This is a genomic window from Paraburkholderia terricola (genome assembly GCF_003330825.1).
GTDB lineage: Bacteria > Pseudomonadota > Gammaproteobacteria > Burkholderiales > Burkholderiaceae > Paraburkholderia > Paraburkholderia terricola.
Map to the genome: position 1 here is coordinate 1,053,112 of NZ_CP024941.1, position 22,164 is coordinate 1,075,275.

At 64.8% G+C, this 22,164-nt stretch carries 19 protein-coding genes; 8 read left to right on the top strand and 11 right to left on the bottom strand.

The window, feature by feature from the left end:
* The first annotated feature begins 353 nt into the window (after positions 1–353).
* From CUJ90_RS04645 to CUJ90_RS04655, 3 genes are all read left to right on the top strand, one after another.
* Positions 354–593, top strand: coding sequence for a DUF3311 domain-containing protein (locus tag CUJ90_RS04645; protein WP_073429490.1), 240 nt, complete (start codon positions 354–356; stop codon positions 591–593).
* On the top strand, positions 593–2,143 hold the full coding sequence (mctP, locus tag CUJ90_RS04650) for a monocarboxylate uptake permease MctP (protein WP_114162087.1): 1,551 nt from the start codon (positions 593–595) through the stop codon (positions 2,141–2,143). The genes CUJ90_RS04645 and mctP overlap by 1 nt, the downstream gene beginning before the upstream one ends.
* A gap of 125 nt (positions 2,144–2,268) precedes the next feature.
* On the top strand, positions 2,269–3,393 hold the full coding sequence (locus tag CUJ90_RS04655; RefSeq protein WP_114162088.1) for an FUSC family protein: 1,125 nt from the start codon (positions 2,269–2,271) through the stop codon (positions 3,391–3,393).
* Positions 3,394–3,418: 25 nt separating this feature from the next.
* On the opposite strand, the gene CUJ90_RS04660 is transcribed toward CUJ90_RS04655, so the two are convergent.
* The 4 genes from CUJ90_RS04660 to CUJ90_RS04675 all read right to left on the bottom strand — a co-directional run bounded on the left by CUJ90_RS04660 (position 3,419) and on the right by CUJ90_RS04675 (position 7,336).
* Positions 3,419–3,838 carry a VOC family protein gene (locus CUJ90_RS04660; RefSeq protein ID WP_114162089.1) on the bottom strand — a complete coding sequence of 140 codons (420 nt, stop codon included), beginning with the start codon at positions 3,836–3,838 and terminating at the stop codon, positions 3,419–3,421.
* A gap of 228 nt (positions 3,839–4,066) precedes the next feature.
* Positions 4,067–5,020, bottom strand: coding sequence for a transaldolase (gene tal, locus CUJ90_RS04665; protein ID WP_114162090.1), 954 nt, complete (start codon positions 5,018–5,020; stop codon positions 4,067–4,069).
* A 204-nt stretch (positions 5,021–5,224) separates the two neighbouring features.
* Positions 5,225–6,400 (bottom strand): vWA domain-containing protein, encoded by a 1,176-nt coding sequence (locus CUJ90_RS04670; RefSeq protein ID WP_114162091.1) that lies wholly within the window; start codon positions 6,398–6,400, stop codon positions 5,225–5,227.
* A gap of 93 nt (positions 6,401–6,493) precedes the next feature.
* Positions 6,494–7,336 carry an AAA family ATPase gene (locus CUJ90_RS04675; protein WP_073429494.1) on the bottom strand — a complete coding sequence of 281 codons (843 nt, stop codon included), beginning with the start codon at positions 7,334–7,336 and terminating at the stop codon, positions 6,494–6,496.
* Positions 7,337–7,836: 500 nt separating this feature from the next.
* Between CUJ90_RS04675 and CUJ90_RS04680 the strand changes: the two genes are divergently transcribed.
* Positions 7,837–8,205 carry a c-type cytochrome gene (locus CUJ90_RS04680; RefSeq protein ID WP_073429495.1) on the top strand — a complete coding sequence of 123 codons (369 nt, stop codon included), beginning with the start codon at positions 7,837–7,839 and terminating at the stop codon, positions 8,203–8,205.
* Between the two features lie 59 nt (positions 8,206–8,264).
* Complete coding sequence (locus CUJ90_RS04685; RefSeq protein WP_073429496.1) at positions 8,265–8,648, top strand: c-type cytochrome; 384 nt, start codon at positions 8,265–8,267, stop codon at positions 8,646–8,648.
* Positions 8,649–8,743: 95 nt separating this feature from the next.
* Here the strand turns inward: CUJ90_RS04685 and CUJ90_RS04690 are convergent, their stop codons facing one another.
* The 3 genes from CUJ90_RS04690 to rsxB form a co-directional block, all read right to left on the bottom strand.
* Positions 8,744–9,178 (bottom strand): DUF1841 family protein, encoded by a 435-nt coding sequence (locus CUJ90_RS04690; RefSeq protein WP_073429497.1) that lies wholly within the window; start codon positions 9,176–9,178, stop codon positions 8,744–8,746.
* A gap of 140 nt (positions 9,179–9,318) precedes the next feature.
* Positions 9,319–9,963 carry an endonuclease III gene (gene nth / locus CUJ90_RS04695; protein WP_073429498.1) on the bottom strand — a complete coding sequence of 215 codons (645 nt, stop codon included), beginning with the start codon at positions 9,961–9,963 and terminating at the stop codon, positions 9,319–9,321.
* Between the two features lie 29 nt (positions 9,964–9,992).
* Positions 9,993–10,826, bottom strand: coding sequence for an electron transport complex subunit RsxB (gene rsxB, locus CUJ90_RS04700; RefSeq protein ID WP_083085561.1), 834 nt, complete (start codon positions 10,824–10,826; stop codon positions 9,993–9,995).
* Positions 10,827–11,060: 234 nt separating this feature from the next.
* On the opposite strand from rsxB, the gene CUJ90_RS04705 reads away from it, so the two are divergent.
* Positions 11,061–11,693 (top strand): TetR/AcrR family transcriptional regulator, encoded by a 633-nt coding sequence (locus CUJ90_RS04705; RefSeq protein WP_073429585.1) that lies wholly within the window; start codon positions 11,061–11,063, stop codon positions 11,691–11,693.
* Positions 11,694–11,816: 123 nt separating this feature from the next.
* Here CUJ90_RS04705 and CUJ90_RS04710 read toward each other — a convergent pair whose 3' ends face one another.
* Positions 11,817–13,094 (bottom strand): polyhydroxyalkanoate depolymerase, encoded by a 1,278-nt coding sequence (locus tag CUJ90_RS04710; protein WP_073429499.1) that lies wholly within the window; start codon positions 13,092–13,094, stop codon positions 11,817–11,819.
* A 181-nt stretch (positions 13,095–13,275) separates the two neighbouring features.
* Positions 13,276–15,156, bottom strand: a complete 1,881-nt coding sequence (locus tag CUJ90_RS04715; RefSeq protein ID WP_114163437.1) for a glycoside hydrolase family 15 protein — start codon at positions 15,154–15,156, stop codon at positions 13,276–13,278.
* Positions 15,157–15,395: 239 nt separating this feature from the next.
* Here CUJ90_RS04715 and CUJ90_RS04720 point away from each other — a divergent pair, with 239 nt between their 5' ends.
* The gene (locus CUJ90_RS04720; RefSeq protein WP_073429500.1) at positions 15,396–15,641 is read left to right on the top strand and encodes a hypothetical protein; all 246 of its coding nucleotides are present in this window, start codon (positions 15,396–15,398) and stop codon (positions 15,639–15,641) included.
* Positions 15,642–15,964: 323 nt separating this feature from the next.
* On the opposite strand, the gene CUJ90_RS04725 is transcribed toward CUJ90_RS04720, so the two are convergent.
* Positions 15,965–16,117: a DUF3096 domain-containing protein gene (locus CUJ90_RS04725; protein WP_073429502.1), complete on the bottom strand. Its 153-nt coding sequence runs from the start codon at positions 16,115–16,117 to the stop codon at positions 15,965–15,967.
* Between the two features lie 233 nt (positions 16,118–16,350).
* Here CUJ90_RS04725 and CUJ90_RS04730 point away from each other — a divergent pair, with 233 nt between their 5' ends.
* A complete protein-coding gene (locus tag CUJ90_RS04730) occupies positions 16,351–17,622 on the top strand; it encodes a lactonase family protein (RefSeq protein ID WP_114162092.1) in 1,272 nt (423 codons plus the stop codon).
* Positions 17,623–17,749: 127 nt separating this feature from the next.
* On the opposite strand, the gene CUJ90_RS04735 is transcribed toward CUJ90_RS04730, so the two are convergent.
* On the bottom strand, positions 17,750–21,895 hold the full coding sequence (locus tag CUJ90_RS04735; RefSeq protein ID WP_114162093.1) for an FtsK/SpoIIIE family DNA translocase: 4,146 nt from the start codon (positions 21,893–21,895) through the stop codon (positions 17,750–17,752).
* Positions 21,896–22,164: the final 269 nt, after the last annotated feature.

Below are 22,164 nucleotides of genomic sequence, written 5' to 3' on the forward strand. Positions count from 1 at the left end.
CGCGCATCGAGCAACCGGCGTGCCGCACGGCGGGTCGTCGGCGGCGCTCGCTGTCGGGCCTATCGGGGCCATCGCGGCCCTCGCTGCACCCGCGGTCCTCGTTACGGCGGTCGCCTGAGACGGCCGCCCTGCACGCATCAACCGTCTGCGCCCTCGGCGCATCAACGCTTTTCACCCTCGCCGAAACCCCGATCCCGCCTCGGGTCGCCCCTGCTTGACCACACCTTTGCGGCTCCTATACTCTTTCGAGGCTTTCGGGGTGCCCGTGGCCATCCGCGGGGCGACCCTCCGCGGGAGAGCCGCCACCCGTCAAACACGGACCAACATTTCAATAATAGGGAAGAGGAGACGTCATGGCTCACGACGCCGACGCGAACAAGGCCAGCAAGCACTGGCTCTGGTTGCTGCTGTTGCCCTGGATCGCGATGATCTGGGTGCCGTCATACAACAAGGTCGAACCGCAACTGTTCGAGTTTCCGTTCTTCTACTGGTATCAGCTCCTGTGGGTGCTGATCAGCGCGGTCATCACGGCGCTCGTGTACTTCAAGACCAAGACCCGTTCGACGGGCGGCTCGCAAGGAGGCGCACGCTAATGAACGCGATCGCAACTTTCGTCTTCGTGCTGTTTTTCATCGGCGTCACGATCCTCGGTTTTGTCGCGGCTCACTGGCGGCGCGGCGATCTCGCCCATCTGGAAGAGTGGGGCCTCGGCGGGCGGCGCTTCGGCACCATCGTCACGTGGTTTCTGCTGGGTGGCGACCTGTACACGGCCTACACCTTCATCGCGGTGCCGGCACTGGTGTTCGGCGCGGGCGCGACCGGCTTCTTCGCGCTGCCCTACACGATCCTGATCTATCCGTTCGCGTTCGTCGTGTTCCCGAAACTGTGGAGCATCGCCAAGCGCCAGGGCTATGTGACATCGGCGGACTTCGTCTCGGCGCGCTACGGCAGCCGCATGCTCGCGCTGGCGGTCGCGGTCACGGGCATTCTCGCGACCATGCCGTACATCGCGCTGCAACTGGTCGGTATCGAAGTGGTGATCGGCGCGCTCGGCTTCGACACGCAGGGCTTCGTCGGCGATCTGCCGCTCATCATCGCGTTCGCGATCCTCGCGGCGTACACGTACACCTCGGGCTTGCGCGCGCCGGCCATGATCGCGGTGGTCAAGGACATCCTGATCTACGTCACGATCTTTGCCGCGGTCATCGTGATTCCGCCGCAACTGGGCGGCTTCGGCCATATCTTCAGCACGGTGCCGCCGGCCAAGCTGCTGCTGACGGCGCCGGACGTATCGAGCCTGAACGGCTACAGCGCCTACGCGACGCTCGCGGTGGGCTCGGCGCTCGCGCTGTTCCTGTATCCGCACTCGATCACCGCGGTGCTGTCGTCGAATTCGGGCAACACGATCCGCCGCAACATGGCGATGCTGCCGGCCTACTCGCTGGTGCTCGGCCTGCTCGCGCTGCTCGGCTTCATGGCGCTCGCCTCGGGCGTGAAGGACATGCCGGAATTCGCGCCGTACTTCAAGGCGTTCGGCCCGAACTTTGCGGTGCCGGCGTTGTTCCTGCACTTCTTTCCGTCGTGGTTCGTCGGCGTGGCGTTCGCGGCGATCGGCATCGGCGCGCTGGTGCCGGCGGCGATCATGTCGATCGCGGCAGCCAACCTGTACACGCGCAACATCCATAAGGAGTTCGTCAACCGCAACATGACGCACGACCAGGAGACCAATGTCGCGAAGCTGGTCTCGCTGATCGTCAAGGTCGGCGCGGTGGCGTTCATTCTCGGCCTGCCGCTCACCTACGCGATCCAGTTGCAACTGCTGGGCGGCATCTGGATCATCCAGACGCTGCCGGCGATCGTGCTGGGTCTGTACACGCGCGTGCTCGACTATCGCGGCCTGCTGGCCGGTTGGGCGGCCGGCATCGCAACCGGTACGTGGATGGCGATTTCGCTGAAGCTGGCGAGTTCGATCTTCACGATCCACCTGTTCGGCATGGCGATTCCGGGTTATGCGGCGGTGTGGTCGCTGGTCGTGAACCTGGTGGTGTCGGTGCTGGTGAGCCTGCTGGTGCGCGCATTGGGCATGCAGCGCGCCGAAGATCGCACGCGTCCCGAGGATTATCTGGACGTGGTGGAAAACTAAGCCGCGCGCCTGTTCGGCAAGTGGAAGGCGCAACGCCCGCAGACGAAAGTTTGCGGGCGTTTGTCTTCCGGGCGCACTCCAGGGCACGATAGCGGGACCGTCCTTCAACACACTCCGCCGGGCTCATGGCTTCTGCCGATTCCCCTACCGCGATTCGACGCCGCTCGGCTATCAGCCGCGCGCTGCGCGCGATCACGTCCCCGTACTACCGCTATCGCCATGCCAAGGTGCTGCACAGTCTGCGCGTCGGCCTCGCGATGATCGTGTCGATTCTCGCCACCACGGGGATCGATATACCGCACGGCATCTGGGCGTCGGTGACGCTGCTGGTGGTGATCGGCGGCTTGCAGCATCACGGCAACATCCGCAAGAAGGCGGCCGAGCGGGCCGCGGGGACGTTGCTCGGAGCGTCGATCGGGCTCCTGCTGATCGTGCAGCAGAATTTGCTCGGCTCGCTGCCGCTCACGTACCTGTTGATGTCGGTCTTCGCGGCGATCTGCGCGTGGTTCGCGATCGGGTCGTCCGGCTATATCGGGCTATTGACGGCGATCACGATGTGCATCGTCGCGGGCCACGGCGACAACCAGATCGACGTCGGGCTGTGGCGCACGCTGAACGTGCTGATCGGCATCGTGATCGCATTGGCGTTTTCGTTCGCGCTGCCGCTGTATGCGACGTATTCGTGGCGTTACGGGATCGCCACCAATCTGCGCGAATGCGCGCGCATCTACACGCGTTTGCTTGAAGGCGCGCCGATCGGCGAGGAGGAGCAGGTCAAGCGCTTTCTGCAAATCAATCGGCGGCTCGTGCAGTTGCGCTCGTTGATGCCTTCGGTGGCGAAGGAGGTCGACGTGCCGCAGGCGCGGCTCGAAGAAATTCAGCGGCTGCACCGCTCGGTGCTCAGTTCGCTGGAGTTGCTCGCGACCGGTCCGCTGATGCACGCCGATGCGGTGGCGCGTGCCGCGTATGCCGGGCAATCCGGCGCGGAGGTGCGCGCCGTGCGGACGATTCTGCTGGCAATGGCGCGCGGCTTGCGCTTTGGCCGCGCGACGCGCCCCGGCATTCCGGCCGCGCCGCCGCTCGCGCAGACGCGCGGCGGCGCGGCGCTCGGGTTGCCGCCCGATTTGCAGGGGCCCTACTGGCTCGGGCAGCGGCTCGCCGAGCAGGTGGACCGGTTGCGCGCGCTATTGCTGGAAACCGAGCCGAACTGGAATATCGAGCGGCAACCGCGGGCGTTGCTGAACGCTTGACTTGCCGGGGTAACCGGCACGGCGCTCAAACCTGCGGCGGCAGCGTCACCATCCACGTCAGACCGAAGCGGTCCACCGTCATCCCGAAGCCCTTGCTCCAGAACGTCGCGCCCCAGGGCATCAGCACCTGGCCGCTGTCGGCGAGCGCATTGAAATATTGCTGGGCGGATGCCGGGTCCTCCACGGTCAGCGACAGGCTGAAGCCGCTCATGCGTGGCGCATCGGGATCGCAATGACCGTCCGACGCCATCCACTGGCTCGCGCCGAGCTTGACGTTGGCGTGCATGATCTTGTCTTCGAGACCAGCGCGCGGCGGATTCTGCGGGTCGGGCGGCGCGTCCTTGAAGCGCATCATGAACGTCACTTCCGCGCCGAGATGCTTGCCGTAATAGGTGAGCGCTTCCTCGCAGCGGCCGTTGAAAAACACATAGGGCTGAACTTGCATGATCGTCTCCGTGAACGTGAAATGAGCGGCGCCGCGTTCCCCGCCGAGGAGCGGCGAGCGAGCGGGCGTGCAGACGATTGTAGTCGCCCGTTGCGGGGGCAGTTGTGACTTTAAGTCGCAGGAAGCGGGGTTCCCCGGCGTGTGCGAAAAGTCGTTCGTAAACGGCATGCGGCCCTGAACCGCGAGGCTCAGGGCCGCATGCTTCGGGCGACCTTAACGCAGTGATTTTTAACGCAGCGCTTCGATCAGTTTTTCCAGTTTCACGGCGTCCGCCGCGAATGCGCGGATGCCTTCGGCGAGCTTTTCGGTCGCCATCGCTTCGTCGTTGACGAGGAAACGGAACGACGATTCGTCGACCGGCACGCGTTCGATGTCCGTGTCCCTGGCGATGTCCGCCGACAGCTTGCGCTCCACCTTGTCGGTGCTTTCGTGCAGCTTTTGCAGCAGGTCCGGGCTGATGGTCAGCAGATCGCAGCCGGCCAGTTCCAGAATCTGGCTGGTGGTGCGGAAGCTCGCGCCCATCACCTCGGTCTTGTAGCCGAACTTCTTGTAGTACGCGTAGATGCGCTGCACCGACTTCACGCCCGGATCGTTCGCGCCGCCGTCTTTCGCTTCGTCCCACGCGCTGCCGGCGTTCTTCTTGTACCAGTCGTAAATGCGGCCGACGAACGGCGAGATCAGTTGCGCGCCGGCTTCGGCACAGGCCGCGGCCTGCGCGAGCGAGAACAGCAGCGTCATGTTGCAGCGGATGCCTTCCTTCTGCAGCACTTCGGCCGCGCGGATGCCTTCCCACGTGGAAGCCAGTTTGATCAGCACGCGTTCGCGTTCGACGCCGTGGTCCTTGTACAGCGCGATGAGTTCACGGCCCTTGGCGATCGAGCCTTCGACGTCGAACGACAGGCGCGCGTCCACTTCGGTCGAGACGCGGCCCGGAATGATCTTGAGGATTTCGGTGCCGAACGCGATCAGCAACTGGTCGATGATCGCGCCGACCGGCTTCGACGCGTGATCTTTCACGGTCTTTTCGAGCAGCGGCCGGTAGTCGTCTTTCTGCACCGCCTTCAGAATCAGCGACGGATTGGTGGTCGCATCTTGCGGCTTGTACTGGGCAAGCTGCTGGAAGTCGCCCGTATCGGCGACGACGGTGGTGTATTGCTTGAGTTGGTCGAGTGCGGTTGTCATGTTCGGGCCTTCAGGGCGCAGGCGCGCCGTGGTTCAGGAGAAATGAGGTCGCCACCGGATCAAAACGAACGGGTTCCGGTGGCCGCGAGTCACGCTGCGGCGTTCGCCCCATGTTGCCGGGAAACGCCGCCGGATGCTTCTATTTTATGGCGGATCGGCTGATGCAGTGTTGACACTTGCCACGGACGATCCGTTCAGCGTCTGCTATTTGCTCAACATCCGCATCGCGGTTTCGAGGCCGGCGAGCGTGAGCGGATACATGCGGTGACCGAGCACTTCGCGAATCGCGCTGACGGACTGCCGGTACGCCCACAAGCCTTCCGGCTCGGGGTTGAGCCACGCGTGCTGCGGGAAATGGTCCGCGAGGCGGCGCAGCCACACCGCGCCGGCTTCGGCGTTGTTGTACTCCACCGAGCCGCCTGGTTGCAGCACTTCGTACGGGCTCATGGTCGCGTCGCCGACGAAGATCAGTTTGTAGTCGGGCGTGAACTTGTGCAGCACGTCCCACGTCGGCATGCGCTCGGCGTGGCGGCGGCGGTTGTTCTTCCACAGGAAGTCGTACACGCAGTTATGGAAGTAATAGAACTCGAGGTGCTTGAACTCGGCCTTGGCGGCGGAGAAAAGCTCTTCCGTGCGCTTGATGTGATCGTCCATCGAGCCGCCCACGTCGAGCAGCATCAGCACCTTCACCTTGTTGTGCCGCTCGGGCACCATCTTCAGGTCGAGCCAGCCGGCGTTCGCGGCCGTGCTGCGGATCGTGTCGGGCAGATCGAGTTCGTCGGCGGCGCCTTCGCGGGCGAACCGGCGCAAGCGGCGCAGCGCGATCTTGATGTTGCGCGTGCCGATTTCGACCTGGTCGTCGTAATCGCGATAGGCGCGCGCTTCCCACACCTTGACGGCCGTGCGGTTGCCCGCCGCGTCGCCGCCGATGCGCACGCCTTCGGGGTTGTAGCCGCCATTGCCGAACGGCGACGTGCCGCCGGTGCCGATCCATTTGCTGCCGCCTTCATGGCGATCTTTCTGTTCGTCGAACAGTTGCTTGAGACGCTCCATCAGCTTGTCGAGGCCGCCCATTGCCTCGATCTGCGCCTTTTCCTCCGGCGACAGATCGCGTTGCAGCTTCTTCTTCAGCCAGTCGAGCGGAATGTCGAAGGCGAGTTCGGAGGCCAGCGCGACGCCGTTGAAATACGCGCCGAACGCCTGGTCGAACTTGTCGAAATACTGTTCGTCCTTGACCAGCGTGATGCGCGCGAGATAGTAGAACTCGTCGAGCGACGGCGCGATCACGTTGGCTTTGAGCGCCTCGAGCAGCGTCAGATATTCCTTCACCGACACCGGCAGTTTGGCGGCGCGCAGCGAGTAGAAAAAGTCGATCAGCATGCTGGATCCTGTGCGGCGGCGGTTGCTGCGTGTGTATGGCGCGATGCGCTCTTCGACGCGGCGCTGACGCCCGATCAACGGTTCAACGGTGGTTCAACGATTGTTGCGGTTCATGAAAATCAGCCGCTCGAACAGGCTCACGTCCTGCTCGTTCTTCAGCAGCGCGCCGTGCAGCGGCGGGATGATCTGCTTCTGGTCGGACGAGCGCAGCGCTTCGGGCGGAATGTCTTCCGCGAGCAGCAGTTTCAGCCAGTCGAGCAGTTCCGACGTGGACGGCTTTTTCTTCAGCCCCGAGACGTTGCGTAACTCGAAGAAGCTCTGCATCGCGGCGGCAAGCAGTTCCTGCTTGATGCCGGGGTAATGCACCTCGACGATCTGCTGCATCGTGGCCGGATCGGGGAACTTGATGTAGTGGAAAAAGCAGCGGCGCAAAAACGCGTCGGGCAGCTCTTTCTCGTTGTTGGACGTGATGATTACGAGCGGGCGCTGCTTCGCGCGGATCAGCTCGCGCGTCTCGTACACGTAGAACTCCATGCGGTCGAGCTCGCGCAGCAGGTCGTTCGGGAATTCGATGTCGGCCTTGTCGACTTCGTCGATCAGCAGCACGGTTTGCTGCTCCGACTCGAACGCCTGCCACAGCACGCCCTTGACGATGTAGTTGGCGATGTCCTTGACGCGCTCGTCGCCCAGTTGCGAGTCACGCAGGCGCGACACCGCATCGTATTCGTACAGACCTTGCTGGGCCTTGGTGGTGGACTTGATGTGCCATTGCAGGAGCGGCATGCCGAGCGCGGCGGCGACCTCCTCGGCGAGCATGGTTTTGCCGGTGCCGGGTTCGCCCTTGATCAGCAACGGACGCTTGAGCGTCATCGCGGCGTTGACCGCGAGCTTGAGATCGTCGGTGGCGACGTACTGCGATGAGCCTTCGAAACGCATGGCGAGATGCTCTTTTCGGGGAAAAAACCCAGTATAAGTCAGAAGGCCTGTTGGCTTGGACGCGGCTCGCGTAGGGTGGCAGCCGCGATGTCGTACGCGTTGTTGTACGCGATGCGGGCGTCCGGGCGGCGTTGCCGGGCGGACGGAGGCGTGTCCGTGGCGCCGATGGGCGGGTGTTCCGGGCTTGCGAGCACGAGCGGCGGCAGCCGATGGCGGGCGCGAAGTCATGCAAGGCCGATGCAACGCCAATACGATGCCGACGGGCGCCGCGCGCGAGCCAGGCACGAGCCCGGTGCAAGCCCGGCGTGGCGCGGCAAAACGGCGCTAGCCGTGGCTTTGCGGCAGCCGGACCCGCCGCGGCCCCGCGCGGTGGACGTTCGGCGCGGCGTCGCGGTACAATTAGTCCGATTTTTTTGGCCTGCGTGGCTACCCTACAAGAAGAACGGCGCGGGCCGTTGCCTTTTTGGGCGCCCGTTTCCCCTCAAGCCAGGTTACATGCTATGAATAAATTCGTCGGCAAACACGTCGTGATCGCAGCGCTGTCGGTGCTCGCGGGCTATGCGGCCAGTGCGCAGGCAGCGGATGTCGTCGGCAACGCGAAGGCGGGCCAAGGCAAGGTCGCGATGTGTATTGGCTGCCACGGCATCCCTGAATACCGCACGGCTTACCCTGAGGTCTACCGCGTGCCCATGCTCGGCGGCCAGAATCAGGCGTACCTCGCGAACGCGCTGCACGGCTACAAGAAGGGCGATCGCCATTTCGAAACGATGCGCGCGATCACCGCGTCGCTATCGGATCAGGACATCGCCGACATCGCCGCCTACTACGCGGCGCAAAATTCCTCTTCGAAGAACAATCCCGACAAGTGATCGGCGTCGGTCGTCCGTCCAGTCACTCGGTTATTTATATTCGCGGGATAGGAGAATTCATGAATAAGCCCCAACAGGCACTCCACACGGTGTTCAAGGCTGCATGCGCGTCGGCGGCAGTGATCGGTCTGATTGCAGCGAACGTCGCCCACGCCGCTGATGCCGGCAACGGCAAGGTGCTGTCCGACAGCCACAACTGCGCGGCTTGCCATGGCGTCAACCTGAACAAGCCGGTGAGCCCGGAGTATCCGAAGCTCGCCGGTCAGCACGCCGACTACGTCTACTGGGCGCTGCGTCAATACCAGATGGGCAACGGCAACCCGCATCTCGGCCGCAATAACGCGATCATGCAGGCCCAGGTGCAAAGCCTCTCGTTGAGCGACATGAAGGACATCGCCGCGTATGTCGAATCGCTGGACGGCGATCTGGTGCAGAAGAAGTAACGGCGTGCGCGCTGCTCGCGCGTTGTTTCCAGATTGAACGACACCCCGCTTTTGCGGGGTGTCGTGCTTTGGGGCTCGTGATTCGCGCGCCGGCCTCAGTCGCGCGTGGCGCGCTGCTCGATGCGCTGCAAATACGCGTCGGTGTCCGGCGGCGTGCCGGTGCGCTGCGCTTCCCAGATGGTTTCGCCGAGGCAATCCATGATCGCGTGCTGCGCCTCGTGCGTCGAACCGAGGCGTGCGGCGAGCCGTTCGTGCGCCGCGCGGATGCCGGGCGGCTGGTCGATCGACAACTGCTCCGTGATCGCCAGGTGCATCGACAGATGCAGGAACGGATTGGTCTGGCCGCGTTCGGGCGAGTAGTCCTGGGCCTGTGCGGCTTCGCCGTCGGTCAGATCGGCGTGGTATTCGGGATGTTCGACGATCCAGTCGGCGGCGATCGCTTCGAGCGGCGTCAGGATCTCGCCTTGACGCTGTTTGCGCCAGGTGTCGGTGAAAAAGAGGCGGACTTCGTCACGGCTGGGATTGAACATCGTGGGACCGGTGCGGTTGGTTTGACGCGTGCACGGCGCGAGAAGCTTGCGACGTGCATGAAGCGCGAGTGCAGGGCGCCATTTTACGCCGGGGCCAGGCGGCCTGCTGGCGGTGCCTGGCGCCGAGGCATTCCCGCCGCTCAGAGATCCGGCGGCGGCGTCTTCGGCCGGAATTCGCACAGCGGCTCGATCACGCAATGCCAGCACTCGGGCCGGCGCGCCTTGCAGACGTAGCGGCCATGCAGGATCAACCAGTGGTGCGCATCCTGCTTGAATTCCGCGGGCGTGAATTTCTCCAGCGCCGTTTCCACCGCGCGCACGTCCTTGCCGGGCGCGAGCCCGGTTCGATTGGCAACCCGAAAGATGTGCGTGTCGACCGCCATGGTCGGATGGCCGAACGCCGTGTTCAGGATCACGTTGGCCGTCTTCCGGCCAACCCCCGGCAGGCTTTCGAGCGCTTCGCGATTCTCCGGCACCTCGCCGCCGTACCGGTCGAGGAGAATGCGGCAGGTCGCAATGACGTTCTTGGCCTTGGTCCGATAAAGACCGATGGTCTTGATGTAGTCGGCCACGCCTTCCTCGCCGAGATCGAGAATCTTTTGCGGCGTATTCGCGACCGGGAACATCTTGCGCATTGCCTTGTTGACCGAGACATCGGTGGCCTGCGCCGACAGCAGCACCGCAATCAGCAATTCGAACGGCGTGGTGTACTCGAGTTCGGTCGTGGGATGCGGATTGAGACTCTGAAACGTCTCGTAGATGGCGCGGCGTTTGTTCGCGTTCATGCGGTGCGGGCAGGTGCGTGGAGGTGAGGTTAGCGCTTCGTGGACGGCGTGTCGCTGTCGCCCGCGGCGAGTCCTAGACGGCGGCGGCGTGCTTCGGCGGCGTCGATCTGCGCCTGCACGTCGGCGCTGACGCGTTCGGTGTTCTGCGGGCCCTGGCCCTTGGCGGCCAGTTCTTCCTTCTTCTTGCGCGCGCGTTCGAGCGCGGCCTGGATGATCGCGCGTTTTTTCGCTTCGGCGTCGTCCGCCGCGGGTGTGGCGGGCGCGGTGGATGCTTGCTCGGCGCCGGCTTGCGGCGCTTGGGCGCTGGCGCCGCTGCCGGCACGCCGCGCCGCCGCACGTGCTTCGGCCGCTTCGCGTTCGTGCGCAAGGCGGGCTTCGCGCCGGGTGTGGCGCTCGCGCGCGGCGTCGGCCTGAGCCTGGCTCCATGCGTCCCAGCCGGTTGCCTCAGCGGTGACCGGCAGCATCGAAATGCAATCGACCGGGCAGGGCGGCACACACAGGTCGCAACCGGTGCAGAGTTCCGCGATCACCGTATGCATCTGCTTCGGTGCGCCAACTATCGCGTCCACCGGACAGGCCTGCATGCACAGCGTGCAGCCGATGCAAACCTGTTCGTCGATAACCGCCAGCGGACGCGGCCGTTCGACGCCATTGGCGGAATTGAGCGGGATCACCGGTTTGCCGAGCAGTGCGGCGAGGCGCGCGACGCCCTCGGCGCCGCCGGGAGGACACTGGTTGTAATTGGCCTCGCCGCTCGCAACGGCTTCGGCATAAGGACGGCACGCGGGGTAGCCGCACTTCGTGCATTGCGTTTGGGGCAGCAGATCTTCGATGCGATCTGCGAGTGTTTTGATCTCTGTCACGGTCACGACGTTGGGGCTTGCCTTGCGGCCGCACAGCTTGAACTAAATAGCACATTATCGCCGATTTCCCCAATTGCCATCCGCAATCGATGTGCCATAATCGAAGCGCTTTTTCGAAAGACCGCACGAGGGTGACCCCCAACCATGGCGCGCCCGTTCAACGCTGTCGGTGCAAGGCCCGAGAGAGGCCGGCGGCGCGATCCGGATAACGCGGCTCACGAAGACGATGCCACCATGAATCAGCCGAAAATCAAAAGAGATCCTGAAGGCACGCGGCGCCGCATTCTGCTTGCGGCGGCCGAAGAGTTTGCAAATGGTGGGTTGTTCGGCGCACGCGTCGATCAGATCGCCCGCCGGGCGGAAACGAATGAACGCATGCTGTACTACTACTTCGGTAGCAAGGAGCAGCTATTCACCGCGGTACTGGAGCACGCGTTCAGCGCGCTCAATGAAGCCGAACGAACGCTCGAACTGAACGGCGTGGCGCCGGTCGAGGCCATCACGCGTCTCGCGCATTTCGTTTGGGATTACTACCGTGACCATCCCGAGTTGCTGCGTCTCGTGAACAACGAGAATTTGCATGAGGCGCGGTATATGCAGAAGTCCACGCGCATCCGCGAAATGATCTCGCCGATCGTCGCCACGCTCGGCGCGATTCTGGAACGGGGCCAGCGCGCGGGGCTGTTTCGCAGCAACGTCGACCCGCTGCGCTTTTACGTGACGCTCTCGGGCATGGGCTACTACATCGTGTCGAACCGCTTCACGCTCGAGGCAACGCTCGGCCGCGATTTCAGCAGCGCGAGCGAACGCAGCGAAGTCGTGCAGATGAACACCGAGTTGCTGCTCGCGTATCTGTTGCGGAAATAGGCCGCCGGTTACCCGCGGACCGCGCAAGAACGTCAGGGACCAAGCTGTCGAGCCCAGCCCCAGCGTCAGAAACAACAACGGCCCCGTGAGAGGGGCCGTTGTTCTGCATCATGCCTGCGGTGCTCAGGCTTCGACTTTTTCCTTCGCTACGTTCGGCGCCTTGTTGTGCTCGAGAATGAAGTCGCGCAACTGCGGATAGATGATGGTGCGCCAGCGGCGGCCCGAGAAAATGCCGTAGTGTCCGCACTTTTCCGCGGTGAAGTGCTGCTTGTTCTTCTCCGGAATGCCGGTGCACAGATGGTGCGCGGCATAGGTTTGACCGTCGCCGGAAATATCGTCCAGCTCGCCTTCGATCGTGAAGAGCGCGGTCCTGGTAATGTCTTGCGGGCGCACCCGTTGCCCGGCCACGTCCCACGTGCCCTCGGCAAGACGGAACTCCTGGAACACCACGCGGATCGTGTCGAGGTAATAGTTCGCGTCCATGTCGAGCACGGCGTTGTATTCGTCGTAGAAGCGGCGATGCGCTTCCGCGTCGTCCTCGTCGCCGCGCAAGAGGCTCTGATAGAAGTCCCAATGCGAGGCCGCGTGACGTTCCGGATTCATCGCGACGAAGCCGGTGTGCTGCAGGAAGCCTGGGTAGACCTTGCGCCCCACGCCCGGATAGTTCGGCGGCACCGTGAAGATCACGTTGTTCTCGAACCATTCATACGAGTGCTGGGTGGCGAGCGAGTTGACCGAGGTCGGACTCTTGCGCGCGTCGATCGGGCCACCCATCATCGTCATGGTGCGCGGCGTGTCCTCACCGCGGCTCGCGAGCAGCGAAATGGCGGCGAGCACCGGCACGGTAGGCTGACACACCGAGATGACGTGCAGGTTCTTCGCGCCGATGTGGCGGATGAACTCCTGAATATAGGCGACGTAGTCGTCCAGATGAAACTCGCCGGCTTCGAGCGGCACCATGCGGGCGTCGATCCAGTCGGTCAGGTAGACCTTGTGGTCTTGCAGCAACGTGCGCACGGTGTCGCGCAGCAACGTGGCGTGGTGCCCCGACAGTGGCGCGCAGACCAGCACGACCGGCTCGTCCTTCAACTGGGTGACGGCGTCGCTGTCGTCCGCGAAACGCTTGAAGCGCATCAGCCGGCAAAACGGCTTCTCGATGATCGTCTGTTCGATGATCGGGATGTTATGCCCGTCCTTGACGATCTGATGGAGGTTGAACTCGGGCTTCTCGTAGTCCTTGCCGAGCCGGTAGAGCAGTTCGTAACCGGCCGAGAGGCGCGTGGCGCCAGGCACATAGGCCAATGGACTGGCCGGATTCGCGAACGATTTCGACGCAGCCTGAGCCCAGGCGGTAAGGGGGCTCAACATCGCCCGCTGGAATTCGTGAAATTGGTAGAGCATGGGTGCTCCGGTTTCTAAGCGGTTCGCATGGGGGCTTCGCAAACACGCGTGTGGCGTTGCAGCGGGCCATTAGGTTGAAGGCACTTTGTTTTTTGGCCGACAGTCTGTTTGATCATATCGAACAAAGCGTGCTTGTGCAAAGCAGCAATTTACGTGCGGCGACCCGCAAATTGCCATTAAATCATGCTACTGGCGATGTTGCCGCGCCGCTATCGGGGCTTGCCGCAGCCTTAAGCTGCTCCCCACCTGTGCCGTTATGGGACGGTTGCCCGGTGGCCCGCGCCATCTCCTGTTCGTGCTTCGTCAGGTTCAGGCCGGTATGCACCAGCGCCACGTGGGAAAACGCCTGCGGGAAGTTGCCCACCAGCCGCCCAGCGATCGGATCATACTCTTCCGCCAGCAAGCCGACGTCGTTGCACAGCCCGAGCAGTCTTTCGTACATCGCGACCGCTTCAGTCATGCGGCCTTGCAACGCGAGATTGTCCACCATCCAGAACGAGCAAGCGAGAAACGTGCCTTCGCCGGGCGGCAGGCCGTCGTCGTATTCGGTGGTGCGGTAGCGCATCACGAAGCCGTCGCGCATCAGGTCCCGCTCGATCGCCGCCACCGTCCCCTTGACGCGCGGGTCGTGCGGCGGCAGGAAGCCGAGCAGCGGCAGCAGCAGCACGCTCGCATCGAGCTGATCGCTGCCGTAGTACTGGGAAAACGCGTTGAGCGCGGGATTCCACGCCTTTTCGCAAACTTGCGCGTGGATTTTGGCGCGGGTGGCGCGCCATTCGTCGAGCGGGCCGTCGAGCTTGAACATTTCAGCCGACTGGATCGCGCGGTCGAAAGCGACCCACGCCATCACCTTCGAGAAAGTGAAATGCTGACGGCCGCCGCGCGTTTCCCAGATACCCTCGTCCGGCTCTTCCCAGATGGTCTCCAGGTGGCGCAGCAACGCGCGCTGCACGTTCCACGCGGTGTCGTCCGCCTGCAGGCCGCCAACGCGCGCCAGGTGCAGCGCGTTCATCACTTCGCCGTAGACGTCGAGCTGGCGCTGGCCGACCGCGTTGTTGCCGATCCGCACCGGCTTCGCACCCTGATAGCCGGGGAGCCAGTCGATCTCGAACTCGGGCAGGCGCCGTTCGCCGGCGAGCCCGTACATGATCTGCAACTGGTCCGGCGCGCCCGCCATCACGCGGCCGAGCCAGCTGCGCCACGCGCGTGCTTCGTCGTAATAGCCGCCGCGCATCATGGCGAGCAGCGTGATGGTCGCGTCGCGCAGCCAGCAATAGCGGTAGTCCCAGTTGCGCGTGCCGCCGAGCTGTTCCGGCAGCGAGGTCGTGGGCGCCGCGACGATGCCGCCGGTCGGCTCGTATGCCAACGCCTTCAGCGTGATCAGCGAACGGCGGATCGGCTCGGCCCATCGGCCTTCGATGGTGCAGCGCGCCGACCATTCGAGCCAGTGATTCTCGGTGCGCGCGAGCGACGAATGCGGATCGCGGGCCGGCGGAATCCGCAGATGCGACGCCGCATAGGCCAGCGAAAACGGCACGCGCTCGCCTTCGCTCACCGTGAATTCGGCGAGCGTTTTCATGTTCTCGCCGCGCAGGTCCGCCGACGTGCGCAGCACGGCGGTATCGGGACCGACGATCGCCTTGATGCCGTTGTCGCATTTCAGGCGGTCGACCCACGGAATCGAAAAGCCGTAGTCGAAGCGCAGCACCAGTTCCATCTTCATACGGACCGTGCCGCGTTTGCCGACCACGATGCGCACCATTTCCGACCAGCCGTTGCCGGGCGGCATGAAGTCGATCAGCGTGACCGCGCCCTCGGGCGTTTCGAAATCCGTCTCGAGAACCAGGGTCTCGCCGCGATAGCGGCGCGTGACCGTGAACGGCGTGTCGGAAGCGGGGCAGATCTGCCAGCGGCCGTTGTCGGGCGTGCCGAGCAGGGCGGCGAAGCAGGCGCCCGAATCGAAGCGCGGCCAGCAGAGCCAGTCGACGGAACCTTCGCGGGAGACGAGCGCGGCGGTATGGCCGTCGCCGATGAGCGCATAGTCTTCGATGGGTGCGGGCATGGAGGGCGTGTCCGTAATGCGCGCGCGATGGGCGCGGCGCTTGGGTTCGTTGTCAGTCATTGTGGTGTCGGACCCGCGTCATGCGCGTTGGGTTCAGCACGCAATGCGGCAAAACGCGGCTTGGTAAACTGTCAAATCCCTGCCTACAATCTGATTTCAAACCGGTGCGCGGGAGCTTGTCAAAGCGCTCGTCGTCCTGGCTCATGGAGCGTGCAACACTGTTTCCGGGGACCAAAGCTATGCTGAATCCGTCGAAATCCGATTGCATCACAATTCTCTCGGCCGCCAGCGAACTTGCCGACGATTCCATGTTGCCGCTCGATCCCAGCCGTCTCGGTTTGAGCCGCAACGGCATGCTGACCGCCGCCGCCTTTCTGACCGAGCGGGCGTGCTTCCGGCGCTATCAGGAAGGTGACGGTCATTATGCCGTCGGCGCGCTGTCGTTGCAGGGTCGCTTGCGGCTCGAACAACTGTGCAACGGCTAAGTATCGGTTGAGATCGGGCTGAACCCGTGCTGGCTCACCCGATGAGCGGGCGGCGCTCAGCGCACGCTCGCGGCGGGCGAGACGCGCCGGACCGGCCGCACCCGCCGCCACGCCGCCTCGCCTTGTTGCCCGGTTTCCTCTTCAGCTTTGCCGTTCTCGTCCGCTTTCACCAACTCGCGCCAAGCCTCGCCGCCGCGCGTGCGCGTGCGCTTGCGTGCTCAGCCATGCCACTCGGACGCTAAACCGGCCGGCGCCGCCGCCCGGTTTAGCGCCTCTTGCCGCGTTGCCTTGAACAACTGAACGCGGTGACCGTCCGCCGCCGCTCAGAAGTGCGACGCCCCCACGCCGAAGATTCCAATGATCCCGATGATGATCAGATAAAGCGCGACGATGTAGTTCAAGAGCCGCGGCATGACGAGAATCAAAATACCGGCGATCAGCGAAACGAGCGGGCCGAGGCTGAGTGTGACGTTCATGAAGACTCCCTGGTGTGAACGCGTGAAAGGCGATTGGAAAAAACACCCCGCGAGGCGGGACAATTGCTGCACATGCAACCAAGTACCGCGCAGCCGCCTGGCGATAGCCGGATTCGCTGCATGATCCGGCGCAACGCTTTTATACTTGCCTCGATAAAAACAACGCTCGACTGTACGCGCGGCAGGCCATGGACACCATTACAACCGAATAACCCATGTTGAGGAGGTCTCATATGCTTCGTCGTCACCGGGCCGCGGCGCCCGCCGTCGCCGGTCCCCGTCCGCCTCGTGCTGCTGAATCCGCGCCTCGCCTGTCCGCCCGCTCGATCATAAAAGGTTTCGTGCTCATGGTCTCGATCGCCGCTTCGCATGCGTTTGCACAAGAGTCCGGCGCGGCTCCCGCGGACGGCGTCTACAACATGCTGATAGGCACCTATACCGGCGGCAAGAGCGAAGGCTTGTACGTCTACCGCTTCGACACGAAGACGGGCGAGGCGACCCGCGTGTCGGTCGCGCAGACGGTCAACCCCTCTTACCTGGTGGTGAGCCGCGATCGCCGCTTCGTCTACGCGGTCAACGAATTGCCCGGCGACAACGGCCCCGCCACGCAGCGCGGCGGCATCAGCGCGTTTCGCTTCGACGCCGCGAGCGGTCAGCTCACGTTCCTCAACAAGGTCTCGGCGGACGGCAACGACCCGTGTTATCTGAGCCTGTCGCCGGACGGCAAGTACCTGCTGAGCGCGAACTACTCGGTAGCGGCCGACCCCGGCGGCAGTTTCGCGGTGTTCCCTGTACAGGCCGACGGCCAGGTTGGCGCGTCGGTGCTCACGGTGCACCACGAGGGCAGCGGTCCGGTGAAGGGACGCCAGGACAACTCGCATGTGCACTCCACCGTGTTCTCGCCGGACGGCCGCTATCTGCTTGCTCAGGACCTGGGCGCGGACAAGCTCTACTCGTACCGCTACACGCCCGACGGCAGCCGCGGCCTGCTCGGCCCGACCGACTGGCGCTACACCCAGGCGAAGGCGGGCACGGGTCCGCGTCACCTCGTGTTCGGCGCGGACGGCAAGCAGGCGTATCTGACGAGCGAACTGAACGCCACGGTCAGCGTCTTCAATCATGACGACGGCAAGCTCACGCAAGTGCAGACGCTTTCGCTGACCGAGCCGGGCTTCAAGGGCGCGATGGGCGCCGCGGCGATCCACCTCTCGCCGGACGGGCGCTTTCTGTACGCCACGAATCGCGGCGATGCGAACGAGATCGTGATCTTCTCGGTCGATCCCGCCAACGGTCATCTGAAGAAGGTCGGACATCAATCGAGTCTCGGCAAGTCGCCGCGCGAGTTCGCGATCGACCCGACCGGCAAGTGGCTGATTGTCGGCAATCAGAACAGCGACACCGTGTACGTGTTCAAGCGCGATCAGCAGAGCGGTTTGCTCGAAGCGAATCCGAAGCGCTTCGACGTCGGCTCGCCGGTGGACTTCAAGCTGGTTTCGCCGTCGTGAGTGTTGATGACGCGTGTGTCTGGAACACGCGTCGAATGAACAACGGGTCGCTTTGCGAGCGGCCCGTTGTTCTAGCGGCGAAGGTGACGGCTAACCGTTGCCGGTCACGATCGCCCGCCTCGCGGGATCATTCCGCCGGCCCCGGCGCGAGCACCTCGCGGCTGCCATTGATACCCATCGCCGACACCAGCCCCGCGGTTTCCATCTGCTCGACGAGGCGCGCCGCTCGGTTATAGCCGATGCGCAACTGCCGCTGCACCGACGAGATCGACGCGCGCCGCGTGCGCACCACGAAAGCGACGGCTTCGTCGTAGAGCGGATCGGCTTCCGCATCCGGCGAATCGCCGAACAGGTCCTGCGCCGCGCCGCCTTCGGTGGCCGGGCCGTCGAGAATGCCTTCCTCGTATTGCGGCTCGCCGAACTGCTTCAGATACTCGACGATCCGATGCACTTCCTCGTCGGCGACGAACGCGCCATGCACGCGCTGCGGGTAGCCGGTGCCCGGCGGCAGGAACAGCATGTCGCCCTGGCCGAGCAGCGATTCGGCGCCCATCTGATCGAGAATCGTGCGCGAGTCGATCTTCGACGACACCTGGAACGCCACGCGCGTCGGAATGTTCGCCTTGATGAGCCCGGTGATCACATCCACCGAGGGCCGCTGCGTCGCCAGAATCAGGTGGATGCCGGCGGCGCGCGCCTTCTGCGCGAGCCGCGCGATCAGCTCTTCGATCTTCTTGCCGGCGACCATCATCAGGTCGGCCAGTTCGTCGATCACCACCACGATGAGCGGCAGCGGCGCGAGCGGCTCGGGCGCTTCCGGCGTCAGCGAGAACGGGTTGCCCAGCTTCTTGCCTTTCGCTTCCGTATCGCGGATTTTCTGATTGAAACCGGGCAGATTGCGCACGCCGACCGCCGACATCAACCGGTAGCGCTTTTCCATTTCGCCGACACACCAGTTCAGCGCGTTGGCCGCGAGCTTCATATCAGTGACGACCGGCGCGAGCAGATGCGGAATGCCTTCATACACCGAGAGTTCGAGCATCTTCGGATCGATCATGATGAGGCGCACTTCCTCGGGCGTCGCCTTGTAGAGCAGCGAGCAGATCATCGCGTTGATCGCCACCGACTTGCCCGAACCCGTGGTGCCCGCGACGAGCATGTGCGGCGCCTTCGCCAGATCGGCGACCACCGGATGGCCGGTGATGTCCTTGCCCATCGCCAGCGTCAACTGCGAATGCGAGTTCTGATAGACGCTGGCTTCGAGAATTTCCGACAGGCGGATCGTTTGACGCTTGGCGTTCGGCAGTTCGAGGCCCATGCAGGTCTTGCCGGGAATCGTCTCGACCACGCGGATCGAGGTGAGGCCGAGGCCGCGCGACAGGTCCTTCATGAGCCCGACGATCTGGCTGCCGCGCACGCCGAGCGCCGGTTCGACCTCGAAGCGCGTGATGACCGGACCGGCCGAATGGCCGACCACGGTGACCGGCACCTTGAATTCCTGTAGCCGCTGCTCGATCAGCAGGCCGGTTTCGATGAGCTTTTCCTCGGAGACGGGTTCGACGTCGGTGTCCGCGCGCGCGAGCAGATCGAGCGTCGGCAACTCGACCATCGACGCCGAGGGCGCGCGGAATTCGAAGCCGTTGGCCGGGACGTGGCCGCGCAGTGGAACGCGCGGGATGGTGACCTCGGCGGGTTCCGCGGGTTCGGCCGTTTCCGTGGAGGGCTCGGCTGCGAGGTGGGCTCGTGATGGCGGGGTCGGGGTTACTGGTGCTTCATGCTGGGCAGGCGTTTCAAGCACGCTAAATGCACTCGAAGCGGCCAATGCTGCCGGCGCCGCCGCGACAGCCGGAATTGCCGAAGCGGCCAGCGCGTCAACCGGCTCAACGGCGGGTTCGTCTTCCATTGTCGCGGACGCCGATGGCTCCGCCCGAACAGCGAAGCCGGGAAAGCGAACCACGTTCGACGGCTGCGACGCGACGCTCTCCGGCTGGCGCGCGGCGGCAAGAATCGCTCCGTTGCGGGCTGCTCCATCGGGGAGGGCAGGAGAGTCGGCTGGTTGCGTCCCGGCCGTGGCGGTTCCTGCCGAATCGTCGGCGGCGAGAGCATCTGGCGTCGAAGTCTGCGAAAGGGCTGAGGATGGACCGAACGGCCGTGTCGCGTCGACTGCGACTTGCGGTGTTGAGGCGTCCAAAGGCACAGCCGGCGCATCGAATCGCCGCGCGCCTTCCCTGTGCAATTCGCTGAGGTTCTCTTCATCCGCCGTCGCCGTGGCGGCGGCAGCAAGCTTCGGCGCTGTGACTTGCGAAGGGTTTGCCGGTTGGTCGACGGGCTGCGCCGGTTCGGCGTGCGGATTCGAATGGCTGTCGGCGGTAGCGGCAACTGGCGTCGAGTCGTTCTCGAATGTTGCGGCGTCGGTTGACGCGCCGCTCGCGTGCGACTGCGCTGCGAAGACCTGGAACGGCGTAGGCGTGCTGGTTCGCGCCGCGTGCTGCGATGTTTGCGCCGGTGCGTGCGCGGCGATGGGTTCGCTCGACAGCGGCGGTCGAATCGCCGGCGCTTCGATCGGCCATTGCACGACCGGCTCGTGGCTCGTCGCGGACGACGCCTCGGCCCCGGCTTCCGTTCGCGGCGTGGCGGCCGGCTCTGGCATCGACAGATAGTCCGCGGCGGTGTCGTCGGCCAGGTTCAGCGAAGTTGCGTGCGCGCCGGGCGCCGATGCCGGACTTGTGGCGACCTCACCGTCAAGCGGCGAGCCCACGCTCGATTGCCCGGCTTCTTCAATAGACGGCACGGCGTTCGCCGAAGCCGTCGCAGCCTTCGCGCTGTCGGCACCGCTGCTGCGCGCGAGGCTCACGCCGGCGATGTCCGTCCAGCGCGCGGCGTTTTCCGCGATGCTGCGCAGCGTTTCCTGGACGCTGGCGGGCGGCGTGACCTTCTGCGCTGTCGGCATCGGCCGCGTGTAGCTGGGCGCCGTCGAGGCCGGGCGATGCGTGGCCGGCGTCGACGCGCTGTCGTTTGCGCGCGCGCCAGGCGGGAACGGTTGCCTGGAGATAGTCGAGCGGTTTGTTGGAACGTCGGCGCTTGTGGCGCCCTGCGTCGCCGACTGATGGCCAACGCGGGTCGCGGAATGGGCGATCGAATTCCCGGCCAGGTTCGCAGCCGTGCCCGTTGCCGCCTGCGCCGTCTTAGCCTGCGCGGCGGCAGTGACTGATGAACCCGCCAAGCCCGCTGCCACACCGGCTAGTCCCGTGCCCGCACCCGGCGATCCCGCTGGCCGTTGCTCGTCGGCCAGGCGGCGGCCAGGCTGTGATGCGCTGTCGCGAGCCGCCGAGCCAGCCGAGCCAGCCGAGCCAGCCGAGCCAGCCGAGCCAGCCGAGCCAGCCGAGCTAAGCGAGCCAGCCGACCCATTGACGCCAAGTGAGCTAGTTGGGCCAACCGACCCAACTCCCCCCACCGCAGCCCCGACCGCGCGCGACGTCTGCTCGCGCAACCAGCCAGCCGGCGCGACAGGTTCCGTCGGCATCCATGCAGCCTTGTCCGCGTTCAGCGGTTGCGCCTGCGCCTGCGCCGGCACATGCCGCGGCGGCGTGGCGGTGCCCGTGCGCAAGACCGGCTCGGCTTGTCTACCTGCGCGCGTGCTCGTGCTCGCACCAGCGCGCCAATTCGCGCCGGCGCCACGCGTCGCCGCATCCTTGCCCGCCGCCGAGCCGGGCGATGCGATCGCGCCAGCCGAGCCAGGCCCCGCGCCGCGTCCGCTCGCCGGCGGCCGCCACACCGTCGGGCGCGCATAACGTCCATTGCTTTTGGGCGCCATCGTGTTGGTGGTCGGCGAGGCATGCGACGGCAAACCATCGTCGACGACGCTGCGATGCCGGCGCGCCTCCTCGTCGCGTTTGGCGAGGCCGCGCGACAGGCCGAGGCCGAATGCGCCGTCGGCCCACACCGCCACGTCGCGCCAGCGGAAATCGATCAGCCAGGGCAGGCTGATCGCGAGCAGCGCAAGCGCCGCGAGCGGCGTGCCGATCTGCCCGAGCAGACGGCCGATGCCCGCCGCCAGCGCATGGCCGAAGCCATTCATGCCGGTCGCGGCGATCAGCGAGGCCTCCAGCGTGCAGCTCGCCACCATCACGCAGACGAAGCCGAGCCACAGGCGGATCGTGCCGGGGCCGCGCAAACCCGCGCCGCCCGGCAGCATCGACTTCACGAGCCGCCACAAAAGAGGAATGAACCAGACGGCCGACCCGCCGAACCAGCCGAAAACTACCGTGTGCATGCTAGACATCAACGAATGACGGACGCGCGAAAACGCAATCCGTCGAGTTTAAACCGGCGAAGCACGATGCTTCGAAGGCAGACGCAACTATGTTTGCGTCCAGTGGAAAAGCGGGCCGCCGCGCGGCCCGCCGTCGGTGAATAACAACGGCTGCCGCGGCAGCCCGCGCGACTTTGGCGGACCGCTGCGATTGCAGTCTTGCCGGCGCGGTCCCATCCGCTTAACAGTTTGACCATCGAGCCACCCTGGCAGTCATCTGCCGGACCACC

Excerpts from the sequence above, each read along its gene's own strand:
- CUJ90_RS04675 (WP_073429494.1), bottom strand. The coding sequence starts at position 7,336 with ATGCGTTTCGAAGGCTCATCGCAGTACGTCGCCACCGACGATCTCAAG.
- CUJ90_RS04670 (WP_114162091.1), bottom strand. The coding sequence starts at position 6,400 with ATGCTGATCGACTTTTTCTACTCGCTGCGCGCCGCCAAACTGCCGGTG.
- CUJ90_RS04725 (WP_073429502.1), bottom strand. The coding sequence starts at position 16,117 with ATGAACGTCACACTCAGCCTCGGCCCGCTCGTTTCGCTGATCGCCGGT.
- CUJ90_RS04655 (WP_114162088.1), top strand. The coding sequence starts at position 2,269 with ATGGCTTCTGCCGATTCCCCTACCGCGATTCGACGCCGCTCGGCTATC.
- CUJ90_RS04715 (WP_114163437.1), bottom strand. The coding sequence starts at position 15,156 with ATGCCCGCACCCATCGAAGACTATGCGCTCATCGGCGACGGCCATACC.
- CUJ90_RS04710 (WP_073429499.1), bottom strand. The coding sequence starts at position 13,094 with ATGCTCTACCAATTTCACGAATTCCAGCGGGCGATGTTGAGCCCCCTT.
- CUJ90_RS04685 (WP_073429496.1), top strand. The coding sequence starts at position 8,265 with ATGAATAAGCCCCAACAGGCACTCCACACGGTGTTCAAGGCTGCATGC.
- CUJ90_RS04705 (WP_073429585.1), top strand. The coding sequence starts at position 11,061 with ATGAATCAGCCGAAAATCAAAAGAGATCCTGAAGGCACGCGGCGCCGC.
- CUJ90_RS04735 (WP_114162093.1), bottom strand. The coding sequence starts at position 21,895 with ATGCACACGGTAGTTTTCGGCTGGTTCGGCGGGTCGGCCGTCTGGTTC.
- CUJ90_RS04720 (WP_073429500.1), top strand. The coding sequence starts at position 15,396 with ATGCTGAATCCGTCGAAATCCGATTGCATCACAATTCTCTCGGCCGCC.
- CUJ90_RS04660 (WP_114162089.1), bottom strand. The coding sequence starts at position 3,838 with ATGCAAGTTCAGCCCTATGTGTTTTTCAACGGCCGCTGCGAGGAAGCG.
- CUJ90_RS04645 (WP_073429490.1), top strand. The coding sequence starts at position 354 with ATGGCTCACGACGCCGACGCGAACAAGGCCAGCAAGCACTGGCTCTGG.
- mctP (WP_114162087.1), top strand. The coding sequence starts at position 593 with ATGAACGCGATCGCAACTTTCGTCTTCGTGCTGTTTTTCATCGGCGTC.
- CUJ90_RS04680 (WP_073429495.1), top strand. The coding sequence starts at position 7,837 with ATGAATAAATTCGTCGGCAAACACGTCGTGATCGCAGCGCTGTCGGTG.
- CUJ90_RS04730 (WP_114162092.1), top strand. The coding sequence starts at position 16,351 with ATGCTTCGTCGTCACCGGGCCGCGGCGCCCGCCGTCGCCGGTCCCCGT.
- tal (WP_114162090.1), bottom strand. The coding sequence starts at position 5,020 with ATGACAACCGCACTCGACCAACTCAAGCAATACACCACCGTCGTCGCC.
- nth (WP_073429498.1), bottom strand. The coding sequence starts at position 9,963 with ATGAACGCGAACAAACGCCGCGCCATCTACGAGACGTTTCAGAGTCTC.
- CUJ90_RS04690 (WP_073429497.1), bottom strand. The coding sequence starts at position 9,178 with ATGTTCAATCCCAGCCGTGACGAAGTCCGCCTCTTTTTCACCGACACC.